This window comes from Streptomyces sp. NPDC052114, assembly GCF_040680155.1.
Taxonomy (GTDB): Bacteria; Actinomycetota; Actinomycetes; order Streptomycetales; family Streptomycetaceae; genus Streptomyces.
The window spans coordinates 255,476-273,556 of sequence record NZ_JBFAWC010000003.1; the positions used below are offsets into that span (position 1 = coordinate 255,476).

Below are 18,081 nucleotides of genomic sequence, written 5' to 3' on the forward strand. Positions count from 1 at the left end.
ACCCTCCGGCAGTACGCGAGCGGAGCTCGAAATTCAGCCCCTCCGGCGTTTGAGGAGCGGGGTCCGGGGCGGAGCCCCGAGGCAGAGCCCCGGACCCGGGGGCGACGTCAGTCCTCGTCGTTGACCCAAGACATGAGCTTGCGCAGCTCCTTGCCCGTGGTCTCCAGGAGGTGGTTCTCGTCCTGGGACTTGTACTCGTTGTACTTCTTCAGACCGCCGTGGTACTCGTCCATCCAGTTCTTGGCGAACGTGCCGTCCTGGATCTCCGCGAGGACCTTCTTCATCTCGGCCTTGGTGGCGTCCGTGATGATGCGGGGGCCGGTGATGTAGTCGCCCCACTCGGCGGTCTCGGAGACGGACCAGCGCATCTTCTCCAGGCCGCCCTCGTACATGAGGTCCACGATCAGCTTCAGCTCGTGGAGGCACTCGAAGTACGCGATCTCCGGCTGGTAGCCGGCCTCGGTCAGCGTCTCGAAGCCCGCCTTGACCAGCGCGGCGGTGCCGCCGCAGAGCACGGCCTGCTCGCCGAACAGGTCGGTCTCGGTCTCCTCGGTGAAGGTCGTCTTGATGACGCCCGCACGCGTGCCGCCGATGCCCTTGGCGTACGAGAGCGCCAGCGGGAAGCCGTTGCCGGTCGCGTCCTGCTCGACGGCCGCGATGCACGGGACGCCGCGGCCCTCCTCGTACTGACGGCGGACCAGGTGGCCCGGGCCCTTGGGGGCGACCATGGCGACGTCGACGCCGGCCGGGGGCTTGATGAAGCCGTAGCGGATGTTCAGGCCGTGGCCGAAGAAGAGGGCGTCGCCGTCCTTGAGGTTGTCCTTGATGGACTCCTCGTAGACCTGGGCCTGGATCGGGTCCGGCACCAGGATCATGATGACGTCGGCCTCGGCCGCCGCCTCGGAGGGGGTGACGACCCGCAGGCCCTGCTCCTCGGCCTTGGCCTTGGACTTGGAGCCCTCGTGCAGACCGACACGGACGTCGACACCCGAGTCACGCAGCGACAGCGCGTGGGCGTGGCCCTGGCTGCCGTAGCCGATGACCGCGACCTTGCGGCCCTGGATGATGGACAGGTCGGCGTCGTCGTCGTAGAACAGCTCGGCCACTGGGAATCTCCTATGTGTGCTGGTGTTGCGTCCCACCGTACGGCGGGTTCCGGGAGGGAAGTTCACGGGTCTCGCCATGCGGGCGGGCCCGGGGGTGGGTTCAGGCCGTGCGGTCGAGCGCCCGCAGGCTGCGGTCCGTGATGGAGCGGGAGCCCCGGCCGATGGCGATCGTGCCGGACTGGACGAGCTCCTTGATGCCGAAGGGCTCCAGCATCTTGAGCATGGCCTCCAGCTTGTCGCTGCTGCCGGTCGCCTCGATGGTGACGGCCTCCGGGGAGACGTCCACGGTCTTGGCGCGGAACAGCTGGACGATCTCGACGATCTGGGAGCGGGTCTCGTTGTCGGCGCGGACCTTCGCCAGGACGAGTTCGCGGGCCACCGCGGCGCCCGGCTCCAGTTCGACGATCTTCAGGACGTTGACCAGCTTGTTGAGCTGCTTGGTGACCTGTTCGAGCGGCAGGTCCTCGACATTCACGACGATGGTGATGCGGGAGATGTCGGGGTGCTCGGTGACGCCCACGGCGAGCGAGTCGATGTTGAAGCCGCGGCGCGAGAACAGGGCGGCGATCCGGGCGAGGATGCCGGGGGTGTTCTCGACGAGGACGGAGAGCGTGTGCTTGGTGGACATGGCCTTGGGTCTCTCTTTCGCTCTCGGTCTCAGTCGTCTTCGTTGTCGCCGAAGTCGGGGCGGACGCCCCGGGCGGCCATGACCTCGTCGTTCGAGGTGCCCGCGGCGACCATCGGCCAGACCTGGGCGTCCTCGTGGACGATGAAGTCGACGACGACGGGACGGTCGTTGATGGAGTTGGCCTCGGCGATGACCTTGTCGAGGTCCTCGGGGCGCTCGCAGCGCAGCGCCACGCAGCCCATCGCCTCCGACAGCTTCACGAAGTCCGGGACGCGCGTGCCCTTGTTCGGGCCGATGTCCTCGGGACCGCTGTGCAGGACCGTGTTGGAGTAACGCTGGTTGTAGAACAGCGTCTGCCACTGGCGGACCATCCCGAGGGCGCCGTTGTTGATGATGGCGACCTTGATCGGGATGTTGTTCAGGGCGCAGGTGGTGAGCTCCTGGTTGGTCATCTGGAAGCAGCCGTCGCCGTCGATCGCCCAGACCGTGCGGTCGGGCTGTCCGGCCTTGGCGCCCATCGCGGCCGGGACCGCGTAGCCCATCGTCCCGGCGCCGCCGGAGTTGAGCCAGGTCGCCGGCTGCTCGTACTCGATGAAGTGCGCGGCCCACATCTGGTGCTGGCCGACGCCCGCCGCGAAGATCGTGCCCTCGGGGGCCAGTTGGCCCACGCGCTCGATGACCTGCTGCGGGGAGAGCGAACCGTCGTCGGGCTGCGTGTAGCCGAGCGGGTAGGTGTCGCGCCAGCGGTTGAGGTCGTTCCACCAGGCGGTGTAGTCGCCCTTGTGGCCCTCCGTGTGCTCGGCCTGGACGGCCTGGACGAGGTCGGCGATGACCTCGCGGGCGTCACCGACGATCGGCACGTCGGCGGCGCGGTTCTTGCCGATCTCGGCCGGGTCGATGTCGGCGTGGACGATCTTCGCGTAGGGGGCGAAGCTGTCCAGCTTGCCGGTGACGCGGTCGTCGAAACGGGCGCCGAGGGCGACGATCAGGTCGGCCTTCTGCAGCGCGGTGACGGCGGTGACCGCACCGTGCATGCCCGGCATTCCCACGTGCAGCGGGTGGCTGTCGGGGAATGCGCCGAGCGCCATCAGTGTGGTGGTGACGGGCGCTCCGGTGAGCTCGGCCAGGACCTTCAGCTCGGCGGTGGCCCGGGCCTTCAGGACACCACCGCCGACGTAGAGGACCGGGCGCTTGGCCGCGGCGATGAGCTTGGCGGCCTCGCGGATCTGCTTGGCGTGCGGCTTGGTCACCGGGCGGTAGCCGGGCAGGTCCTGCTGCGGCGGCCAGGAGAAGGTCGTCTGCGCCTGGAGCGCGTCCTTCGCGATGTCCACGAGGACGGGGCCCGGGCGGCCGGTCGAGGCGATGTGGAAGGCCTCGGCGATGGTGCGCGGGATGTCCTCGGCCTTGGTGACCAGGAAGTTGTGCTTGGTGATCGGCATCGTGATGCCGACGATGTCCGCCTCCTGGAAGGCGTCCGTGCCGATCGCCTTGGAGGCCACCTGACCGGTGATGGCGACCATCGGGACGGAGTCCATGTGGGCGTCGGCGATCGGCGTGACCAGGTTGGTGGCGCCGGGGCCGCTCGTCGCCATGCAGACGCCGACCTTGCCGGTGGCCTGCGCGTACCCGGTGGCGGCGTGGCCCGCGCCCTGCTCGTGGCGGACCAGGACGTGGCGGACCCGGGTGGAGTCCATCATCGGGTCGTACGCGGGAAGGATGGCGCCGCCGGGAATGCCGAACACCGTGTCGGCCCCGACTTCCTCGAGAGAACGAATGAGGGACTGCGCACCCGTGACGTGCTCGACGGGGGCGGACTGGTGTCCTGAGGTTCGGGGCCGCGGCTGCGGATGGTGGGCCCCGGAGGCCTGCTCGGTCATCGGCATTCTCTTCTCGAAGCTGAGGGTTTTTGCGGGGGTTTTGCAGGGGTTTGGCGGGTGCCAGTGCAACAAAAAACCCCTCGTGCCGTGAGGCAAGCGAGGGGAGCGCGCCGGGTGCGGTCGCTGGGATTCCGGTGTCCGGACCGGTCAGTCCCAGCTTCAGCCGACGCGCTTTCCAAGTACGAGAATTCGGGTGCGCATGGCATTGACCCTCCCCCCGGCACGCGGCACCTGTCAAGTAGGTGGGACGGGGGTCTCATTATGTGAGCGGGCGTAGGACGAGGGACCACCCGCGTACGTCCCCGCGGGGCCGCCCGCGAACACCGGCTCCGCCGGACAGCGCGGCACCGGATACTCGCCCATCGCCAGCGCCCGGCGCAGCCGGTACTCGTCCAGGGGCCCGGAGAACGCCATGCCCTGCCCGTGCGTGCACCCCATCGCGCGCAGGGCGACCACCTGCTCGGGCAGATCGACGCCGTCGGCCACGGAGAGCAGCCCCAGGTCGCCCGCGATCCGCAGCAGCCCCGAGGTGATCTTGTAGAGCCGCGCGGACTCGACGACGCCCTCGATCAGGCTGCGGTCGAGCTTCAGTACGTCGACGGGGAGCCGGCGCAGGGCCGTGATCGCCGCGTACCCGCTGCCGAAGCCGTCGAGCGCGATGCGTACGCCGAGTCTGCGCAGGGCCGTCAGGCGCCGCTCCAGCTCGTCCAGGGGGACCCGTGGGTCGCTGTCGGCCAGCTCGATGATGAGCGCGCCGGAGGGCAGGCCGTGCCGGGTCAGGAGCGCCTCGATGGAGCCGAGCGGCATGGACCGGTCCAGGAGGCGGCGGGCGCTCATGCGGACGGCGACGGGCACCGCGTGACCGGTCAGGCCGCGCTCCGCGGCCTGCTCGACGGCCTCCTCCAGCATCCAGCGGCCGAGCTCGGCGGCACGGTCGCCGTCCTGCCCGCCGCCGGACTCGGAGACCCGCAGGAATTCGGCCGGCGTGAAGAGGATGCCCTGCGCCGAGCGCCAGCGCGCCTGCGCGGCGACCGCCGTGATCCGGCCGTCGTCGAGGCTGACGACGGGCTGGTGCAGCAGCGCGAACTCGCCGTCGTGCAGCGCGGCGCGCAGCCGCGTGGCGAGCTCCGCCTTGCGGACGACGTCGGCCTGCATCTGGGGCGCGTACAGCTCGACGCGGCCCTTCCCCGCGGCCTTGGCCCGGTACATCGCGAGGTCGGCGTTGCGCAGCAACTCCCCCGCGCCGATGCCCGGTTCGGCGAAGGACACGCCGATGGACGCCGCGACGCGCACGTCGTTGCCGTCGATGGCGTAGGGCTGGGAAAGGGTGATTCTCAGCCGGTCGGCGAGCTCGAAGATGTGCTGTTCTCTCGCGGCTTGGTCCCTGGTCCCGTCGCCGACGATGAGGGCCGCGAACTCATCGCCGCCGAGACGGGAGGCGGTGTCGCCCGAACGCACCGCCTCCTGAAGTCTGCGCGCGGCCTGGATGAGCAGTTCGTCACCGGCCTGGTGGCCGATGGTGTCGTTGACCGCCTTGAAACCGTCGAGGTCGATGAAGAGCACGGCCGTGCCGCGGTCGGTCACTCTGCGGCCGGTCAGCGCCTGGCCCACGCGCCGGGTGAACAGGGCGCGGTTGGGCAGGTCGGTGAGCGGGTCGTGCTCGGCGTTGTGCTGCAACTGCGCCTGGAGGCGGACCCGTTCGGTGACGTCCCTGCTGTTGAAGATGAGGCCGCCCTGGTGGCGGTTGACGGTGGACTCCACGTTCAGCCAGTCGCCGTCGCCGGACTTGAAGCGGCACTCGATGCGGGTGGTGGGTTCCTCGACGGGGTTGGCGGCGAGGAATCTGCGGACCTCGTGGACGACCCGGCCGAGGTCCTCGGGGTGCATGAGCGAGGCCAGCTCGGAGCCGACGAGCTCTTCGGCGTCGCGGCCGTAGACCCCGGCGGCGGCCGGGCTGACGTACCGGAGGATGCCGTTCGGCGCGGCGATCATGATGACGTCGCTGGAGCCCTGCACCAGGGACCGGAAGTGGTTCTCCTTCTGGGCCAGCTCCTGGGTGAGGGTGATGTTGTCCAGGAGCATGATGCCCTGGCGCACCACGAGCGCGAGCACGACGGTGCCCGCCGTGAAGAGCACGACGCGGTCGACGCTGCGGCCGCTCAGCACGTTGTAGAGGATCCCCAGCGTGCAGACGGCGGCTGCCAGGTACGGCGTGAGGGCGGCCAGCGATCCGGCGATGGGACGGGTCGCGGCGGCCCGCGGCTCCTCGGGCCCGCTGTCGTACGTCACGCGCGCGTGGCCCGGTCCGAGCGCCTCGCTCGCGTGCCAGGGAGCGGCCCACGGGGCGTACGCGAGCAGGAGCGAGCCCGCGAACCAGCCGGCGTCGAGCATCTGGCCCGAGCGGTAACTGGCGTGCAGCAGCGGTGAGGTGAAGAGCGCGTCGCACATCACGGTCAGGGCCAGCGCGCCGATCGCGGTGTTCACCGCTGTGCGGTTGGCGGAGGACCGCCTGAAGTGCAGCGCGAGGACCATGCTGACCAGCGCGATGTCGAGCAGCGGGTAGGCCAGCGAGAGCGCGGCGTGCGCGACGCTCTGGCCCTCGAACTGCGCGGTGTGCGCGAGGGCCAGACTCCAGGAGAGCGTGAGGAGCGACCCCCCGATCAGCCAGGAGTCGAGGGCCAGGCAGACCCAACCCGCCTTCGTCACCGGTCGCTTGGCGAGCACGAGCAGGCCGATGATGGCGGGCGGGGCGAAGCACAGGAAGAAGAGGTCGGCGAGGCCGGGGCTCGGCACGGGCCGCTCCAGCACGACCTCGTACCAGCCCCATACCGCGTTGCCGATCGCTGCCATCGCGGAGGAGAGTGCGAACAGCAGCCAGGCGGGTCGAAAACGGCTGCGGCGGGTGCGGGAGTAGCGGAAGCAGGAGACGGCGGCGGTCGCGGCGGCGATGCTCAGCCCGAAGTCGCCCATGAACAGGGCGAGTCGGTGCGATCCCCAGCCGAGTGCCGACCCGGTGGCGTACGCCCCGCAGACCAGCAGGAGCGCCAGCTGCGAGATCAGGCCGCGGCCACCCGGCAGGGGGCTGCGGATCAGCGGGGACCGCGGGGGCAACGGGGGCAGCGGGGCTGCCGCGAGGCCCCCTTCGAAGACCGTGGCCGTGGACGGCGGGGCGCTCATCGGTCCGCCCCGGTCCGCGCCGCCCCCGTGTCCGTCCGTCGTCCGCGCCGACAGTGGCGCTGATGCGTGCGACGACGGCCGCTCGTGCGGTGCCCGCCGCGCCTGCGTCTGCGGGCCGGTGCGCGTGAGAGTCGCCGGCGGCGGTCCCGCCGCGTCGGATCGTTCGCCCATAGGCCGTGCATCGCCCGTCGCCCCCCTCGCAGTCAGATGTCTCGTCCCCGGCGCCGAACGGTCCACGGCGCATCCCCTGTCGGGACGATACACCAGTCTCGTCACTCAGGGACATAGTTCCTCTACGCTCCGTGACTGTCCAGACGGAAGCGGACACGGGGCGCACGCGTGCGGGTGCGGAGCGTGCACAAAACGGCGTCGGACGGTCAACTGCCCGTTGTCAGCACGATGTTGTCCAACTGCCGCCCGGCGGCGTACTCGGTCAGCTGCCCGGCGAGCAGGCGCTTGGCCCGGGGCAGGAAGGCGGACGAGGAGCCTCCCACGTGCGGGCTGACGAGCACTCCGGGAGCGTGCCACAGGGGGTGACCTGCGGGCAGCGGTTCCGGGTCGGTCACGTCGAGGGCGGCGGTGATGCGCCCCGACTCCAGTTCGGCGAGGAGCGCCTTGGTGTCGACCACGGGTCCGCGGGCGACGTTCACGAGCAGCGCGCCGTCCTTCATGCGGGCCAGGAAGTCGGCTCCCACGAGTCCGCGCGTGGTCTCGGTGAGCGGCGTGGAGAGGATGACGACGTCCGCCTCGGGCAGCAGCGACGGCAGTTCCGCGAGCGGGTGCACAGGACCGCGCTCCGTGGCACGGGCGGAGCGCGCGACGCGCGCCACCCGCGCGCATTCGAAGGGGGCGAGCCTGTCCTCGATGGCGGAACCGATCGCTCCGTACCCCACGATGAGGACGGACCTGTCGGCGAGCGCCGGATAGAACCCCGACCGCCACTCCTCCTGCCGCTGCCCCTCGACGAAGCGCGGAACGCCCCGCAGGGAGGCGAGGACCAGGGTGAGGGCCAGCTCGGCGGTGCTGGTCTCGTGCACCCCGCGCGCGTTGCACAGCCGCACCCCCGGCGCGAGGAACGGCAGCCCCGGTTCCACGTGGTCGATCCCCGCGGTCAGGGTCTGTACGACGCGTACGGAGGTCATCGCGGACAAGGGGCGTACGGCGGTCTCCGTGGTCTTCATGTAGGGCACCACGTAGAAGACGCAGTCGGCCGGGTCCGCGGGGAAGTCCGGGCCGCCGTCCCAGAAGCGGTAGGTGAGGCCCGACCGGGACGCGTCGGGAAGGCCCGGGATCTCGTGCGCTGCGAACGGAAGCCATACGTCTGTCGTCATGGCCAGGAGGCTAGTGCGCGGCGGCGGCACGGCGTCGTCGGGGAGGCAGCGCTCGGGGCGGCGGCGGCAGCGGTTAGTTTGGGTGATCGCTGGACGAGGAGCGGGGAGGGTACGGCCAGGTGGAGTGCAGGACGATCGGCGCGGGGGCGCTCGAAGTGGGCGCCGTCGGACTCGGCTGCATGCCGATGAGCTGGGCGTACACCGGCTCACGGCAGCGGGGTGACGCGTCGATGCGCACCGTGCACGCCGCACTGGACGCCGTCGGCGCCGACGGCCCGGGGGTGACGCTGCTGGACACGGCCGACATGTACGGGCCGTTCACCAACGAGCTGCTGATCGGCAGGGTGTTGAAGGAGCGGCGCGGCGAGGCGTTCGTGTCGACGAAGTGCGGGCTGCTCGTGGGCGAGCAGCACATCGTCGCCAACGGCCGCCCCGGCTATGTGAAGCGGGCCTGCGACGCGTCGCTGCGGCGGCTGCAGACGGAGACCATCGACCTGTACCAGCTGCACCGCGCCGATCCCGAGGTGCCCATCGAGGAGACCTGGGGCGCGATGGCCGAGCTCGTGGCCGCGGGGAAGGTGCGGGCGCTGGGGCTGTGCGCGGTGGGGGCGCGCGCCCGGCGGCGCGGCGCGCCGGGGCGTCCGCGTGCGGGCCTGCACGACGCGACGATCCGTCAGCTGGACCGGGTGCAGCAGGTCTTCCCGGTCAGCGCGGTGGAGGCGGAGCTGTCGGTGTGGTCGCCGGAGGCGCTGGACGCCCTGCTGCCCTGGTGCGCGGCGCGCGGGGTCGGCCTCCTCGCGGCGATGCCGCTGGGGAATGGTTTCCTCACCGGCACGCTGACGCCCGGCCAGGGCTTCGAGCCGGACGACCTGCGCGCCCGGCATCCGCGCTTCACCGCCGAGATGATGGCGGCCAACCAGCCGCTGGTGGTGGGGCTGCGCCGGGTGGCGGAGCGGCACGGGGCAACGCCGGCGCAGGTCGCGCTGGCGTGGGTGCTGGCGCAGGGGCGGCACGTGGTGCCGATTCCGGGGGCGAAGCGGGAGCGCTGGGCGGTGGAGAACGCGGGGGCGGCGCGGCTGCGGCTGACGGCGGCGGACCTGGCGGAGATCGCTGCGCTGCCGCCTGCGCTGGGGTCGTGGGACTGAGGGCCGCTCCGCCCGGCCGGCCCCGGCCGGGGCCGGCGATCTCGTGGCGGCGGATGGGGAACCTGCGGGGCGCGAGCGGTGTATGAACAGTAGAAGCGCTGCGTCGAAGGGACCCTGATCGTGCAACGACCCGCTGTTACGGCCGTGTTGGCCGCTGCCGCCCTCGTGTTCGCGGCCGGATGTTCGTCCGGGGACGACGGCGGCCCGGACCCGGGCTTTCCCTCGCCGAAGCCGGAGAAGTCGAGCAGGTCGGCCACCGGGAAGCCGGGCGCCGAGGCCCCGCCGGAGAAGGGTTCCGCGAAGGTCACGCGCACCCTCACCACGGGCCTGAAGACGCCCTGGGGCCTCGCCGCGCTGCCCGGCGGCGACCTCCTGGTGTCCTCGCGCGACGAGGGGACGATCACCCGGATCGACGGGACGTCGGGCAAGAAGACGGAGCTCGGCGCGGTCCCCGGCGTCTCCCCCGGCGGCGAGGGCGGCCTGATGGGCCTCGCGCTCTCACCTTCGTACGCCTCGGACCACATGGTGTACGCGTACTTCACGACGGAGTCCGACAACCGCATCGCCCGGATGCTGTACGACGAGAAGAAGCCCGCGGGCGAGCAGCTGGGCGCGCCCGACACGGTCTTCAAGGGCATCCCCAAGGGCATGATCCACAACGGCGGCCGGATCGCCTTCGGCCCGGACAAGATGCTGTACGCGGGCACGGGCGAGACCGGCGACACCGGCCTCGCGCAGGACAAGGAGTCCCTGGGCGGCAAGATCCTGCGCCTCACCCCGGACGGCGAGCCGGCCCCCGACAACCCCTTCGACGACTCCCCCGTGTATTCGTACGGCCACCGCAATGTGCAGGGCCTGGCCTGGGACGAGGACAAGCGGCTGTGGGCCTCGGAGTTCGGCCAGGACACCTGGGACGAGCTGAACGAGATCAAGGCCGGCGACAACTACGGCTGGCCGGAGGTCGAGGGCAAGGGCGACGGCGACGAGGGCGAGGGCTTCCACGCCCCGATCGCCCAGTGGAAGACGTCCGAGGCGTCACCGAGCGGGGTGGCCTGTGCCGAGGGGTCGGTCTGGATGGCGGGCCTGCGGGGCCAGCGGCTGTGGCGCGTCCCGGTGCGGGGCGTGGACGACCCGAAGCCGCAGTCCTTCCTGTCCGAGGAGTACGGCCGGCTGCGCACGGTGCTCGCGGCGGGCGGCGACAAGCTGTGGCTGGTCACGAGCGAGACGGACTCGCGGGGGACGCCGGAGAAGGGGGACGACAAGATCCTGGAGGTGGAGGTGAAGTAGCTCAGTCGCCGGCCTGACCGGTGCCCGGTGTCTCGTCGGTGCTCGGTATCTCGCGGGTGCCCGGTATCTCGTCGGCACGCGGGGAGGGGACGGGTGGGCGTACGACCACCTTGCCCGAGGTCAGATCGATCGGCCCGCGCCCGGGGTCGCCGTCGTTGAGGTCGACGCGGGTCATCTCCAGGCGCTTCTGCTCGTCGTCGGTGTGCTTGCGCCCCGGCGCGAACAGGGCCTCGATCGCGTTGAACACTGCGCCTCCCAAGAGCCGAGATCCTGCCCTCAAGCGTAAGCGAGCCGGTGCGGAACCGGCCGGGGCCGCGAAGGCGCAGGTCAGCCCGCCGCCTGGGCCTCCCCCTGGGGAAAGAGCCGAAGCCGGTGGGCGAGGGCCGCGGCCTCGCCGCGTCCGCTCACGGACAGCTTGGCGAGGATGTTGGAGACGTGGACGCTCGCCGTCTTCGGGGAGATGAAGAGTTCCTCGGCGATCTGGCGGTTGCTGCGGCCCACCGCGACCAGGCGCAGGACGTCGCGCTCCCGGCTGGTCAGGCCGAGCGCCTCGGCGGGGTCGGCCGGGGCGGCGGGGGCGCACGCGGCCTCGGTGCTGGTCAGGGGCAGACGGGCCCGCTGGGCGAGTCCGGTGATGGAGTCGGCGAGCGGCCGGGCGCCGAGCCGGTCGGCCACCTCCGCGGCCTGGCGCAGCAGGCGGGCGGCGCCGTCGCGGTCGGCGATGTCCGCGGCGAGGAGGGACTCGGCCAGGCGCAGGCGGGCCTGGGCGAGGTCGTAGGGGCGGTCGAGGGGTTCGAGGGCGGTGACGACGGCGGCCCAGTCGTCGGGGCCGTCGCCGCCCTCGGAGCGCAGGAGTTCGGCGCGGGTCCACTCGTCGTAGGCGCGCCAGAGCGGGATGGGAGTGGCGAGGTCCTTGGCGGCCTCGCGGATGCGTTCGACGGCGGCGGGGCGGCCGGCCTCGGCGGCGGGCAGGCCGCGGGCGTCGGCCTCCATCGCGGCGGCGGCGAGCAGCAGCGGCCAGCCGTACTTGTAGGTGCCGACGGGGAGGCCGGAGGCGATGCCGTTCGCCAGTTCGGCGCGGCCGTCCAGGATGCGGCCCTCGCCCGCGGCGACGCCGAGGGCGATGCGGACCAGGAGGAGGAGGTACTGGGGTTGGGGGTCGTGGTGGCCGAAGTGCTGGTGGGCGCTGTGCACATGCCGTGCGGCGGCGCCGTAGTCGCCGCGGAAGAGGGAGACGCGCGCGGTGCGTTCGGCGGCGGAGCCGCGCGGCTTGGAGCTCTGCGCGCAGCGCTGGGTCTGGGCGACGGCCTCGGCGGCCTCGTCCCAGCGGCCCAGCGAGATGAGCGATTCGGCGACGTTGGCCCAGACCCAGCCCTCGGTGTCCACCAGGCCGTACTTCCGGCAGAACTCGATGCCCTCCATCCCGACCTTTACGGCCTCGGCGGAGCGGCCGACGCCTTCGAGGGCGGAGGGGAGGTTGATGTGGGCGCGGCTCAGGTCCGTGGCCAGGCCCTCGCTGACGACGCGGTCCCTGACCTCGTACATCTCGGCGAGGCCCGCCTCGGGGTCGCCGGCCTCGATGAGGAGGTTGCCGCGGGTGAGGCGGGCGTTGAGCTCGATGGTGTCGGCCTTGACCATGCGGGCGTACTCGACGGCGCGTTCGGCGGCGGCCATGGTCTCGGGTCCCGGGTCGTGGAGCATGCCCCAGGAAGCGCGGTGGACGAGGACGTCGGCGTGCACCTCGGAGGGCGGCAGGCCGCGCATCAGCTCCTGTGCCGTGGCGATCTCCGCCCAGCCGTCGCCGCGGCCGAGGGTGGAGACGAGGCGGGAGCGCTGGACCCAGAACCAGGCGGCGCGCAGGGGGTCGCTCTCGTCGGCCAGGAGGCGCAGGGCACGCTTGATGATCTTGAGGGCGCGTTCGCGTTCACCGCAGAGGCGGCCGGCGACGGTGGCCTCGGCCATCAGGTCCAGATAGCGCAGCGGGGTGGTGGCGGGGTCGCAGCCGCAGGGCGGATAGCCCTCCACGTAGGCGGCGGGGCGGAGTTCTTCGCGGACGGCCTCGGGGGCGTCGTCCCACAGCTCCATCGCGCGCTCCAGGAGGCGGAGCTGCTCGGCGTAGGCGTGGCGGTGACGGGCCTGGACGGAGGCTTCGAGGACGGCGGGCAGGGCCTTGGCCGCGTCGTGCGCGTAGTACCAGTAGGTGGCGAGGCGCGGGGCGCGCTGGTCGGGGGCGACGAGGGAGGGGTCCAGCTCCAGGGCCTCGGCGAAGCGGCGGTTGATGCGGGAGCGTTCGCCGGGCAGCAGGTCGTCGCTGACCGCCTCGCGGACCAGGGAGTGCCGGAAGCGGTAGCCGTCGCCGTCCGGGGAGGCGAGCAGGATGTTGGCGCCGACGGCGGCCCGCAGCGCCTCGATCAGGTCGTCCTCGCCGAGCCCGACGACCTCGGCGAGCAGGTCGTACTCGACGGTGGAGCCGCCCTCGGCGACGATCCGCGCCACCCGCTGGGTGTCCTCGGGCAGTTCCTCGACGCGGACGAGGAGGAGGTCGCGCAGGGAGTCGGTCAGGCTCGCGCAGCTGCCGCCGTGGGAGGCGACGGCGAGTTCCTCGACGAAGAAGGCGTTGCCGTCGGAGCGGTCGAATATGTCGTCGACCAGGGTCTGTTCGGGCTCGGCGGCGAGGATCCCGGTCATCTGACGGGCGACCTCGGCCTTGCTGAAGCGGCCGAGTTCGATGCGCCGGACCGTGCGGAGCCGGTCCAGCTCGGCGAGCAGGGGGCGCAGCGGGTGGCGGCGGTGGATGTCGTCGGCGCGGTAGGTGGCGAGGAGGACGAGACGGCCGCCGCGCAGGGTCCGGAAGAGATAGGCGAGGAGGTGGCGGGTCGAGGCGTCGGCCCAGTGCAGGTCCTCCAGGGCGACGACGACGGTGCGGTCGCGGGAGAGGCGCTCCAGGAGGCGTGCGGTGAGTTCGAAGAGGCGGGCCATGCCCTGTTCGTCGGAGCCGGCGGCGGCGCGGCTGTGCGGGCCGGGCGCGGCCAGTTCGGGCAGCAGCCGGGCCAGTTCCTCCTCCTGGCCCTCGGCCGCGGCGGCCAGTTCCTCGGGCAGCCGGCGGCGCAGGGCCCGCAGGGCGGTGGAGAAGGGCGCGAAGGGCAGGCCGTCGGCACCGATCTCGACACAGCCGCCGAGCGCGACGACGGCGCCCTGCCGCTCGGCGGCCGCGGTGAACTCCTCGACGAGGCGCGTCTTGCCGACGCCCGCCTCGCCGCCCAGCAGCAACGCCTGCGGCTCGCCCGCCCCGGGACCCCCGGCTCCTTGGCGGGGGGTTCCCGTGGCACGGGCGAGCGCTTCGTTCAGTACGCCCAGTTCGTCGGCTCGGCCGACGAACACCGGGCTGACGGACCTGGTCTCCACAGCCGCGAGCATCGCACAGTGTGCGGACCCCGCGGCACCCGATGTCCGCACCGTGGTCACCGGCACGGGCCCCGGCATCTCAGGCGGCCCGCGTGAAGCGGGTCTTCCGAAGCGGCGTGCTCACCCGCCCCTCGGCTTCGTCGCGGGCGGTGCGGCGGGCGGCGGCGCGGTCCGCGCGGGCCTTGCGGGCCTCGCCGAGCAGCCGGCCGCGGTCGGCCTCACGGGCCAGCTCGGCGGCGCGCATCCGGTGCATCTCGTACTCGAACATCTCGTACCCCTCGGGTCGTCGTGGTTCTCGTTCACCGCTCTGTGCGATGACTCCACTCTCGTCTCCCAGGGGGGTGGCCCACATCGGGCGACTGCCGCATCTCCGGGGGGTGGGGGTCCTTAGGTACGACGAAGGGCGGGGCAGGGGCCTTAGCCCCTGCCCCGCCCTTGCCTTAGGTGGCGTACGGGACGGCTCAGGACGGTGTCGACGGCAGCCCGAGCAGCAGGTCGGAGTACTTGGCCATGGCGAGGACCAGGCCGATCACACCGAGTGCGACGCCCGCCCAGGCCACGGACTTGATCCACGGCGCCTGTTCCTTGCCGGGGGCGCCGAACGCGGGCCTGACCAGCACCACGAAGCCGACGACCAGCGCCACCAGCGCGAAGATCCCGGCGACCAGCGCGGTGGCCTTCCAGGAGTCGCCGTACATGGCCTGGACCGTCGTGGCGACGCTCGCGCCCTGCTGGGTCTCCAGCTGTCCGTAGAGATTCTCGCGGGCCGACGCGATCGTGCCGAGCCAGCCGCCGGAGAGGCCGACCACGCCGAGCGCGGCCGAGACGACGGCCGCGGCGCCCTGGCCCACCCCGGTGGACCTGGCGGGCGCGACGGGCTCGGCGTCGGCGTCGGCGTCGGCGTCATCGATGTCCCCGGCCTCGTCCGGCGCGTCGGCCTCGGTGCCCTTCGCCTCCGCGGGCTCCGCGGACTCCTCGGTGCCCTTCGACTCCTTGGAATCCTTGGACTCCTTGGACTCCTCGGTCACGTCCCCGGTCTCGGTCGCGCCCTTGGCCACGGCCGCGTCATCTGTCTTGGTACCCATGCCACCGCACCGTACGGACGGAGTCTGAGAGCTCTCTTAACGCGCGTCGCGCGCGGCCCGCCACTCCGGGGCGAGAACCGACCAGACCTCCATGTCGTGCCGCGTTCCCTGCCAGGGGAAGCTCTCCCTCAGCACGCCGTCCTTGGTGAACCCGAGGCGCTTGGCGGCGGCCTTGCTGCGGTCGTTGAGGGAGGAGACGAGCCACTCCACGCGGTGCATGCCGCGCTGGTCGACGGCCCAGTCGATGAGGACCGTCGAGGCCTTGTTGACCAGGCCGCGCCCGGCGGCCGTCGGCTCCAGCCAGACGGCGAGCTCGCAGCCGTCGACGCCGGTGTCGAAGATCCGGAAGGCGACGCCGCCGACGAGAGTGCCGTCCAGCCAGATGCCGTAGAAGCGGCCGATGTCGGCGGCCTGCTTGTCGGCGTACTTCTGCAGGAGCTCGCGCGCGGTCTCCAGGTCCTTGACGGTCACGGTGAAGGGCACCCACGGCCCCGTGTACTCCCGCGCCCGCTCGACGTGCTCCAGGAACTCCTCTGCCTGCCACGGTTCGAGCGGCCGCAGCTCAGCGCCCTCGCCCAGCGATATCGCGAACATCCTGCTCCTTCGGCGCACGTGCGTCTTCGTCGGGTACGTCCCGCTGTCCCGGGATCCTCGCACGGTCGCCGCGCGCGTTCGAACGACATTCCGGCGGCTCGATGCTGATGCGCGGCAGCAGCCGGTCGAGGCGGCGCGGCAGCCACCAGTTGGCGCCGCCGAGCATGTGCATGAGCGCGGGCACGAGCAGCGTGCGCAGCACGAACGCGTCGAGCGCGACGGCCGCCGCGAGCGCGATGCCGAACATCGCGATGACCCGGTCGCCGCTGAGGACGAAGGCGAGGAAGACGGAGATCATGATGACGGCCGCGGAGTTGATGACGCGGCTGGTCTCGGCGAGGCCGACGCGGACGGCCCGCCGGTTGTCGCCGGTCTCCAGCCACTCCTCGTACATCCGGCTGACCAGGAAGACCTGGTAGTCCATGGAGAGCCCGAAGAGCACCGAGACCATGATCACCGGTAGGAAGGGCTCGATCGGCCCCGCCCTGCCGAGCCCGAGCAGCTCGCTCCCCCAGCCCCACTGGAAGATCGCGACGACGATCCCGAAGGCGGAGGCGACGGCGGCCACGTTCATCGCGGCGGCCTTCAGCGGGATGCCGATCGAGCGGAAGGCGAGGAGCAGCAGTACGCAGCCGAGCCCGATGACCACGCCCACGAAGAGCGGCAGCTTCCCGACGATGATCTCCGCGAAGTCGTCGTAGCTCGCGGTGACACCGCCCACCTGGACGTCCAGGGAGCTGTCCGCCTCGGCCTTCGGCAGCACGTCGCCGCGGAGCCGGTCGACGAGTTCGCTGGTCGCCTCGGACTGCGGCGCCGAGTCGGGGACGACGGTGAGGAAGGCGGTGCGCCCGCTCTCGTCGTACGTCACCGGGCTCACGGAGGCGACGCCCTCGGTGGACCTGAGGGTGGTGGTGAGGTCGTCCAGGGCGTTGCGGTCGCCGGCGCCGTAGACCTCGCTGACCAGGGTGAGGGGGCCGTTCACCCCGGGTCCGAAGCCGTCGCCGAGCAGGTCGTAGGCCTGCCGCGTGGTGCTGGAGGCCGGGTTGTTGCCCTGGTCGGAGGTGCCCAGGTGGAGCGCGAAGGTGGGCAGCGCGAGCGCGGCCATGACGACGACGGCGAGGCCGCCGAGCAGCTTGGGGTGGCGCTCCACGAAGGCGGCCCAGCGGGCGGCGAGCCCGGTGGGGACCTCCGGCTCGGGGCCGTGCTCGGCGAGCCTGCGCCGCTCGCGGCGGCCGAGCGCGCGCGGCCCGATCCAGGAGAGCAGCGCGGGCAGCAGGGTCACGGACGCGGCGACGGTGAGGACGACGGTCAGCGAGGCGGCGATGGCGACGCCGTTGAGGAAGCTGAGCCGCAGGATGAGCATGCCGAGCAGCGCGATGCAGACGGTGGCGCCCGCGAAGACCACGGCGCGGCCGGTGGTGGCGACGGCCCGCTCGGCGGCGACGGCCACGGGCAGGCCTCGTTTGAGGCCCTTGCGGTGCCGGGTCACGATGAACAGGGCGTAGTCGATGCCGACGCCGAGGCCGATCAGGGTGCCGAGCATCGGCGCGAAGTCGGCGACGGTCATCACATGGCCGAGCAGCACGATGCCCGCGTACGCGGTGCCGACGGAGACCAGCGCGGTGGCGATGGGCAGGAGGGACGCGGCGAGCGAGCCGAAGGCCAGGAAGAGGACGACGGCGGCGACGGCCACGCCGACGATCTCGGCGGTCTTGGCGCTCTTGGACTCGGTGAGCCCGATGGCGGTGCCGCCGAGCTCGACCTGGAGGTCGTCGGACGCGGCGGCCCTGGCGGTGTCGACGACGGCCTGCGCGTCGGCCTCGGCGATGTCGTCGGCCTGCTCGTGGAAGGTGACGGTGGCGTACGCCGTGCGGCCGTCCGCGCTGACCTGGCCCGCGCCCTTGCCGTCGTAGGGGCCGGTCACGGAGGCGACGGCCGGCATCTTCGCGATCGTGCCGAGGGCGTCGGTCATCGTCTGCTCGACGTCGGCCGCGCGGACGGAGGTGCCGGGTCCGGTGTGCCAGACGACGGTGTCGCTGTCGCCACCGAGGCCGTGGAAGCCCTCGTTCAGGAGCTGGGTCGCGCGACCGGACTCGGTGCCGGGGACCTCGTAGTCGTTCGAGTACGCGGAACCGGCGACGGCGGCGGCCGTCGTGGCGCCGCCGAGTGCGATGAGCCAGAGCAGGACGGCGAGGAGGCGGTGCCTGACGCACCACCGTGCGAGTGCGGCCACGGACGGGGCTCCCTGGGTGGTTCGTGGATCTTTATCGGGAACAGCCGTGATTCAACCGAACAGCCCGCAAAGAACGCATGAGCGGCGACATGAGCGCCGCACACACCTTGACAGCCCTTGGAGATCCTTGGTCCCTTTCGTGGCCTTACTCACAAGAGCACAAGAGGTGCGCGGAGACCCCTCGGACAACGCCTTCGGGCCCCTCCGCGCACC

At 72.0% G+C, this 18,081-nt stretch carries 13 protein-coding genes; 2 read left to right on the plus strand and 11 right to left on the minus strand.

The window, feature by feature from the left end:
* Positions 1–107: 107 nt before the first annotated feature.
* The 5 genes from ilvC to AB0L89_RS08125 all read right to left on the minus strand — a co-directional run bounded on the left by ilvC (position 108) and on the right by AB0L89_RS08125 (position 8,119).
* Positions 108–1,106, minus strand: coding sequence for a ketol-acid reductoisomerase (gene ilvC, locus AB0L89_RS08105; protein ID WP_365136178.1), 999 nt, complete (start codon positions 1,104–1,106; stop codon positions 108–110).
* Positions 1,107–1,206: 100 nt separating this feature from the next.
* Positions 1,207–1,734: an acetolactate synthase small subunit gene (gene ilvN, locus AB0L89_RS08110; RefSeq protein WP_055700890.1), complete on the minus strand. Its 528-nt coding sequence runs from the start codon at positions 1,732–1,734 to the stop codon at positions 1,207–1,209.
* Between the two features lie 29 nt (positions 1,735–1,763).
* On the minus strand, positions 1,764–3,611 hold the full coding sequence (locus AB0L89_RS08115; RefSeq protein WP_365136181.1) for an acetolactate synthase large subunit: 1,848 nt from the start codon (positions 3,609–3,611) through the stop codon (positions 1,764–1,766).
* A gap of 234 nt (positions 3,612–3,845) precedes the next feature.
* Positions 3,846–6,788 (minus strand): EAL domain-containing protein, encoded by a 2,943-nt coding sequence (locus AB0L89_RS08120; RefSeq protein WP_365136184.1) that lies wholly within the window; start codon positions 6,786–6,788, stop codon positions 3,846–3,848.
* Positions 6,789–7,165: 377 nt separating this feature from the next.
* Positions 7,166–8,119, minus strand: coding sequence for a 2-hydroxyacid dehydrogenase (locus AB0L89_RS08125; protein ID WP_365136187.1), 954 nt, complete (start codon positions 8,117–8,119; stop codon positions 7,166–7,168).
* Between the two features lie 119 nt (positions 8,120–8,238).
* Between AB0L89_RS08125 and AB0L89_RS08130 the strand changes: the two genes are divergently transcribed.
* A complete protein-coding gene (locus AB0L89_RS08130) occupies positions 8,239–9,264 on the plus strand; it encodes an aldo/keto reductase (RefSeq protein ID WP_365136190.1) in 1,026 nt (341 codons plus the stop codon).
* A 147-nt stretch (positions 9,265–9,411) separates the two neighbouring features.
* Complete coding sequence (locus AB0L89_RS08135; protein WP_365137172.1) at positions 9,412–10,551, plus strand: PQQ-dependent sugar dehydrogenase; 1,140 nt, start codon at positions 9,412–9,414, stop codon at positions 10,549–10,551.
* A gap of 1 nt (position 10,552) precedes the next feature.
* Here the strand turns inward: AB0L89_RS08135 and AB0L89_RS08140 are convergent, their stop codons facing one another.
* From AB0L89_RS08140 to AB0L89_RS08165, 6 genes are all read right to left on the minus strand, one after another.
* Positions 10,553–10,798 carry a DUF6191 domain-containing protein gene (locus tag AB0L89_RS08140; protein WP_365137175.1) on the minus strand — a complete coding sequence of 82 codons (246 nt, stop codon included), beginning with the start codon at positions 10,796–10,798 and terminating at the stop codon, positions 10,553–10,555.
* 80 nt (positions 10,799–10,878) lie between these two features.
* Complete coding sequence (locus AB0L89_RS08145; protein ID WP_365136193.1) at positions 10,879–13,968, minus strand: AAA family ATPase; 3,090 nt, start codon at positions 13,966–13,968, stop codon at positions 10,879–10,881.
* 67 nt (positions 13,969–14,035) lie between these two features.
* Entirely contained in the window at positions 14,036–14,224 is a 189-nt protein-coding gene (locus AB0L89_RS08150) for a hypothetical protein (RefSeq protein ID WP_365136196.1), read from the minus strand.
* A 193-nt stretch (positions 14,225–14,417) separates the two neighbouring features.
* Positions 14,418–15,041: a hypothetical protein gene (locus AB0L89_RS08155; RefSeq protein ID WP_365136199.1), complete on the minus strand. Its 624-nt coding sequence runs from the start codon at positions 15,039–15,041 to the stop codon at positions 14,418–14,420.
* 36 nt (positions 15,042–15,077) lie between these two features.
* Positions 15,078–15,635 (minus strand): GNAT family protein, encoded by a 558-nt coding sequence (locus AB0L89_RS08160; protein WP_365136202.1) that lies wholly within the window; start codon positions 15,633–15,635, stop codon positions 15,078–15,080.
* Positions 15,604–17,868: an MMPL family transporter gene (locus AB0L89_RS08165; RefSeq protein WP_365136205.1), complete on the minus strand. Its 2,265-nt coding sequence runs from the start codon at positions 17,866–17,868 to the stop codon at positions 15,604–15,606. Before AB0L89_RS08165 ends, AB0L89_RS08160 begins: the two co-directional genes overlap by 32 nt.
* Between the last annotated feature and the right edge of the window lie 213 nt (positions 17,869–18,081).

Bases quoted from the DNA above. Each gene is read 5' to 3' on its own strand.
- ilvN (WP_055700890.1), bottom strand. From the start codon at position 1,734: ATGTCCACCAAGCACACGCTCTCCGTCCTCGTCGAGAACACCCCCGGC.
- AB0L89_RS08160 (WP_365136202.1), bottom strand. From the start codon at position 15,635: ATGTTCGCGATATCGCTGGGCGAGGGCGCTGAGCTGCGGCCGCTCGAA.
- AB0L89_RS08150 (WP_365136196.1), bottom strand. From the start codon at position 14,224: ATGTTCGAGTACGAGATGCACCGGATGCGCGCCGCCGAGCTGGCCCGT.
- AB0L89_RS08155 (WP_365136199.1), bottom strand. From the start codon at position 15,041: ATGGGTACCAAGACAGATGACGCGGCCGTGGCCAAGGGCGCGACCGAG.
- AB0L89_RS08125 (WP_365136187.1), bottom strand. From the start codon at position 8,119: ATGACGACAGACGTATGGCTTCCGTTCGCAGCGCACGAGATCCCGGGC.
- AB0L89_RS08145 (WP_365136193.1), bottom strand. From the start codon at position 13,968: ATGCTCGCGGCTGTGGAGACCAGGTCCGTCAGCCCGGTGTTCGTCGGC.
- AB0L89_RS08115 (WP_365136181.1), bottom strand. From the start codon at position 3,611: ATGACCGAGCAGGCCTCCGGGGCCCACCATCCGCAGCCGCGGCCCCGA.
- AB0L89_RS08120 (WP_365136184.1), bottom strand. From the start codon at position 6,788: ATGAGCGCCCCGCCGTCCACGGCCACGGTCTTCGAAGGGGGCCTCGCG.